Consider the following 4,939-nt stretch of genomic DNA (forward strand, 5'->3'; position numbering starts at 1 on the left):
GGATTGAGAGCTGAGCCAACAGCCCGCTACGCGGCCAGCAGTCCGGTTTCTGGATGCTCATGAGAAATCCGGGTTAGGGTAACTGGCGCGACGGTAGAAGCGTCCTGTTGACCCTTTGGTTAGTTGGCAGGTTATGGAATATAGGCTTCATCCGTCATGATAATTTAGCTATGAGGCAATTAAGTAAGTGCTAATTCCTGTTGCTGCAAAACACGCAAACTAGAAGCGTAGAATTATAATTCTTGAATCAGGCTGTTTCTCCGGGAAGAAACACGTACAGATAGTTGAAAAGGAAAAACAGGCCATTCAAACCGAAGCCAACGAGCATAGCTATAACGTTCATTTTGAACCGAACCCTGAGGTGATTGAGCAACCATATTTCCTTGCCAATCACCACTAAAACTGCCAGCAACGCGATATAGCGAATGGATTCATGCGTGAGCGCTAAGAGTATGGTTCCCGAGCCCTGATCAAAAGCCCCCATGCTTTCCATAAATGACCGGAATTCCGGAAAAACGGAAACACAGGCAATTGCCCATACCCCCAGAACGATAACTAGGCGGTTGCCCCAAACGAGAGAACGGGACACCTGGGTAAAATTATTCATGACGCCACACCGTTAAGGTCGAAAAAAGTGTCATTCAAAGGCTTTTGACATGCCGTTGCGATCACGATTGATCGTAGCCGGCCCTTTTTGCAGTTTGCCTCTTACACCGGTCCCAGCAACCTGAAGGCCGGACACTTTGACACCATAAAGATCAACAATCGTGTTATGAGCGCCATACTGATTAATCAGGTCGATGGTGACATCTGCTTTCCCAGCGCCCAGAGTTGATCCTTCGACCTGAATATCGACTGAGTACCCGCTTCCAATGATGTTTCTTGTGCGCAATGCCTCGAATGCGCCATCGCTGAGATAAAACCATTCGGTAGCTACATACCCGACCACGATCGACCCACTATGCCCATCAACGTCTAGGACACTGTTTACCCCATAAGTGAATTCTTTGGCGAGCCTGTTCTTGCGTATCCCAAGATACGCCATTGAGCCGAGATTGAGGCCAAATCCAAGTTTGGTGGAGGTGAGGCCAATGCCGCCGATGGCAATTTTTGCCTGAGCGGTACGTTCCTTGGAGAGATCTGTCATTTTAAAAATTCCTTTTCGTCAATAATCCATACTGACCTTAGCCAGCCAACGCCTCCGATAGAAGCGATTGCCTCCTAGGTTATCTAGGCACCCTACATCCAGTCAATAGGAGGCGGTCGCGACAAGTCCGCCCGCAGCGCCCAACGACCAAGCTCACCGGCGGCAATGAAGCGCAGCGAAATTGCCGTCCGGTGGAGCGCTTGGTTGGGCGCCTCTCATAAAGTCTGTGCCCCCCAATACAGCAGGCCAGAACAAACGAACCAAAACAGCCACTGACTCAAGAGGAGATAGTCTCTCAGACGACGACGCAACACCAGCAACTGGATAAGCCATGCTACGCCCCAGAATGCCAAAAAGGCCGAGGCGGCCAAAGTTACCTCGCGCTTGGCGGGTACGAGTTCGGTAGCACCCAGCGCAAATAGCAACAGGGACAGCACGAACAAATCGACCGTGACCATTTGGAAGGCACAGAGGGATTGGACCCAGTTGCGCTCCACAATGGCAGAATTGCCGCTGGCAACACCGTCTGGCGCGGACGGTCGCGTACTCAGCGCTTCACGATTACCAACTATCGTATGAGCCACAAAGGCCACAAAGACGATCGCAGCAGCAATTAAGATTGGAATACTCATTACTTCCTTTACGCCCAACGAATAGTTAAGCGGCGGCCCGACAGGGCCGTCCGGTGGACGGCCGCAAGGCCGGGAACGAACTTGAGCGACTGGTTATGTAGTTCCGAGGTCTGCACAAAAATCCAAAATTTCCTGCACCAGCTTATCAGGCTTCTCTTCGATGACGAGGTGGCCTGCATCATCAATCACGCGAAAAACCGATCCTGGAATCAAGTCGTGGAGCTCTTCCCCTCGCTCAAGCGGTATCCAGCTATCCTCCCGGCCCCAAAGAATTAAGGTCGGTGTAGTAATCGTAGGATAAAGCGATTGGACCTCGTCGGTGTATTTAGAGTCTGCTTGAGCCATCTGACGATAGAAAGCTGTCTTGCCGCACTCGCCAGTCCACGGCGAAACGATTCCCTCTAGTGTTGGCTCATCAAGAGGCTTGAAAGCAGCCGTTTGCACGTAGGACCGGACCACAGCTTCGTGAATATAGTCTGGGAGCCCTGAAAAAGCGGCTTCATACCTGTTTACATGGCGGAAAAATGGCGAGCCCCAAGGAGAGACTGCGACTGGATCAATCAGAATAATCTTCTTAAAAGCCCGTTCATTGAGAAGATGAGCTCTGAGCGCGGTAGCGCCCCCAAAGTCATGACCGACAATAATCGGGTCATCCAGCTCCCAATGAGTAAGCAAGCTATCCAAAACCTTATTCTGCACACCCAGCGACACGTCGCCTTCCGCCGTACAAGATTGGCCATAGCCCAGCAGGTCAAAAAAATAGACCGTGTACTCTTTGGACAGCTGCTGTATCAGATGACGCAGATTGAATGATGACCAGGGAGTCCCATGAACAAGGACCATTGGCGGGCCTTCGCCCAACCGGCCATAACGAACTTCCCGCCCGTCGAAGTCATAAGATTCTGAAAGTTTCCAGTTGATCAATTTCTGAACTCCTTTTCTGCATAACGCTCGGCAGACGTGCCGTTTTGGAGCCGCGTAGCGGCGGAAAAGCGGTCACCGTGATGCCGCTGGTTATGTTTCTTTCTCGTCAATACGGTGAAGAATACTCAGGAACGTTTGCAGCGCTTCTTGAACAAGATTCTGTATTTTATGTGGTTCAATCAGTAGATACATTATTAGGTTAAGAAAGGCAGCTCTAACGTGGCGATCAAGAATGTTATCAATATTCTTCAACTCAGGTATCCCTGAGTCCGAGGCATAAAGCATAGTATTTCTTTGATTTGCAACATCTTGAATATACTCGTATATCGAGTGAATTCCTTGATCAGAAGCGACACTTCGCACTTGCTTTAAGTAATTCGTTGGAGTGCCACCTGGGTCTACAGATACGAGATTCAGCGGTGGCTCTGGCACAATACAAAATTGCCTATCACCCTGAATCCCAATCGGCATTCGGACGCGCAGAATGTCACGTTTCTCCTTATCGCTTTTTTGATCGAAGAACAGGGTCAACGGAAACTCGTGTTTTAGCGGTCCCAAGACTTCGCCCAACAGCTTTAGAAATGGGTAAACTCCAGCTTTGAATCTGTGATCCCGCACCTTGAGCTGTTTTGCATGGGCATACCTTCTTTTACGTAAAGCTGCAAAAACTGCAGTTGCAGCTTCTTCCTCAGCCGTGATTGCTAAAAAAGCTGCTACCTCTGGCATGCTGGTCCGCAGCTGAAGCGCTCGTTCTAAGTGACGTGCGCAAGATTTCGAAGCGAAGCCGCCATGGCCAGTCGTTTTCGACGACTCTTCGAGAATCCTAATTTGTAACTGATTGAAATCCATGGCTTAGACCAAAAACATAACATGTTTTTATGTTTCAATTCTCGGAACCCCTTTTCGTTGGAATTTCACCAACTCGTCAGCAGGCTTGGCCTGTAAGGGAGGCAGGCCTCCCAAGCGTCAATGATGACGTTGGCAGTAGATTTAGCAAACGGCTTAACTTCTCGTATTGACCTTATAACCATAAGCAAACCCTCCTTAACGACTTTTGATAGTAGAAATATCACTTCTGAACAAACATATTGCGTCCAATAGTTGGACGGATTTAGTAATACAAAAACGATGCCTGCCATCATCAGTCTCGGGAGGCTACCTCCGAGAGACGCCCATGGGCGTTTCGGCTTATCGAATGTCGCCTGACGCTGCGACTGAAACATAACGCCTGCGTAATAGGCGCGAGCTTGCGAGCGTCCTAATTGACGCGTTTGTGTACGCCCAGCATGGGCATGAACTAATGGGGTGAAAGTCCCCTGTGGGAAGATCACCGTTCATCGGGTTTCCCCGATTGAACGCGAACCACTAGCGAATGGCAAGGGCCGGTCCGTGAGGAGCGGTCTGGAGGAAGCCGCTAGCAAAACTGCGAGCTGATGAACAAGAACATCATATGAGGCGTAGGCCGAAGGCGAGTTGGCACAAGACAACGAAGCCGCGTGATCTAACGGCCACCGTAAATGATGCAGCTGTGCAGTGACAGTGCATGTCCTTATCTGGGGAGATCTGCTCAACGAGCGATCGGTTCAATCACCAGTCAGGCCACTGGTCGAGCAAGCCTGGGCGCAACCGTTGCCATCGGTGGTTGCGAGCGAACGAGATGGACACCGATAGCGCCGATGGGGGTAACTCCGTCGGTGATTGAGCAGAAGTCAGCAGCGGCCATAGTAGCCAAACGCCCGTCGTAATGGTCGGGACAGGGTGAAGGGCCTAACACCGGGAACAAAGGAGGAGCCTTGATCGACTTGAACACACGAATGCCGTAAGCGCCAGCGAATCGACCCACTTGCCCCAGAACCAATAATCAGCTCTTTTTCGGAGTCGGCTCCAGGCCCGTATTCCAGGGCAACAGCGCCTCCAGCTTCTCGACGGTGTCCGCCTCGCCGATGTGCTTGAGCACATGGTGGATGTAGGTCGACGGCTCCAGATCGTTCGCCTTTGCCGTCTCGATCAGCGAGTAGCAGGTTGCACTGGCACTAGCGCCTTGTCGGGTGTCTGCGAACAGCCAGGCCTTGCGTCCGAGCGCGAACGGGCGGATGGCGTTTTCGGCCAGGGCGTTGCTGATGTGCAGATCCCCGCGCTCGCAGTAACCCACCAGGGTCTCCCACTGGTTCAGGGCGTAGTCCATGGCCTTGCGGGTCAGTGAGCCCTTCGCGACCTTGCCGGCGTTGTCGTCCAG

6 protein-coding genes and 1 other RNA gene are annotated in these 4,939 nt (G+C 51.5%); all 7 read right to left on the bottom strand.

What is annotated here, in order from left to right:
* Positions 1-247 precede the first annotated feature (247 nt).
* Positions 248-607 (bottom strand): hypothetical protein, encoded by a 360-nt coding sequence (locus AC1RQI_RS16220; RefSeq protein ID WP_481905653.1) that lies wholly within the window; start codon positions 605-607, stop codon positions 248-250.
* A gap of 30 nt (positions 608-637) precedes the next feature.
* Entirely contained in the window at positions 638-1,147 is a 510-nt protein-coding gene (locus AC1RQI_RS16225) for a hypothetical protein (RefSeq protein WP_481905654.1), read from the bottom strand.
* A 215-nt stretch (positions 1,148-1,362) separates the two neighbouring features.
* A complete protein-coding gene (locus AC1RQI_RS16230; protein ID WP_481905655.1) occupies positions 1,363-1,779 on the bottom strand; it encodes a hypothetical protein in 417 nt (138 codons plus the stop codon).
* 93 nt (positions 1,780-1,872) lie between these two features.
* Positions 1,873-2,703, bottom strand: coding sequence for an alpha/beta fold hydrolase (locus AC1RQI_RS16235; protein WP_481905656.1), 831 nt, complete (start codon positions 2,701-2,703; stop codon positions 1,873-1,875).
* A gap of 90 nt (positions 2,704-2,793) precedes the next feature.
* Positions 2,794-3,552, bottom strand: a complete 759-nt coding sequence (locus AC1RQI_RS16240) for a hypothetical protein (RefSeq protein ID WP_481905657.1) — start codon at positions 3,550-3,552, stop codon at positions 2,794-2,796.
* A 277-nt stretch (positions 3,553-3,829) separates the two neighbouring features.
* An RNA gene (locus AC1RQI_RS16245) (hammerhead ribozyme type II) lies at positions 3,830-3,892 on the bottom strand.
* Between the two features lie 672 nt (positions 3,893-4,564).
* Positions 4,565-4,939: IS66 family transposase (locus AC1RQI_RS16250; protein ID WP_481905658.1), on the bottom strand; the 375-nt coding region annotated here is incomplete at its 5' end.

This window comes from Salicola sp. AFF1 (assembly GCF_056783195.1).

Coding starts and splice junctions, on each gene's coding strand:
- AC1RQI_RS16220 (WP_481905653.1), bottom strand. CDS start 607: ATGAATAATTTTACCCAGGTGTCCCGTTCTCTCGTTTGGGGCAACCGC.
- AC1RQI_RS16225 (WP_481905654.1), bottom strand. CDS start 1,147: ATGACAGATCTCTCCAAGGAACGTACCGCTCAGGCAAAAATTGCCATC.
- AC1RQI_RS16230 (WP_481905655.1), bottom strand. CDS start 1,779: ATGAGTATTCCAATCTTAATTGCTGCTGCGATCGTCTTTGTGGCCTTT.
- AC1RQI_RS16240 (WP_481905657.1), bottom strand. CDS start 3,552: ATGGATTTCAATCAGTTACAAATTAGGATTCTCGAAGAGTCGTCGAAA.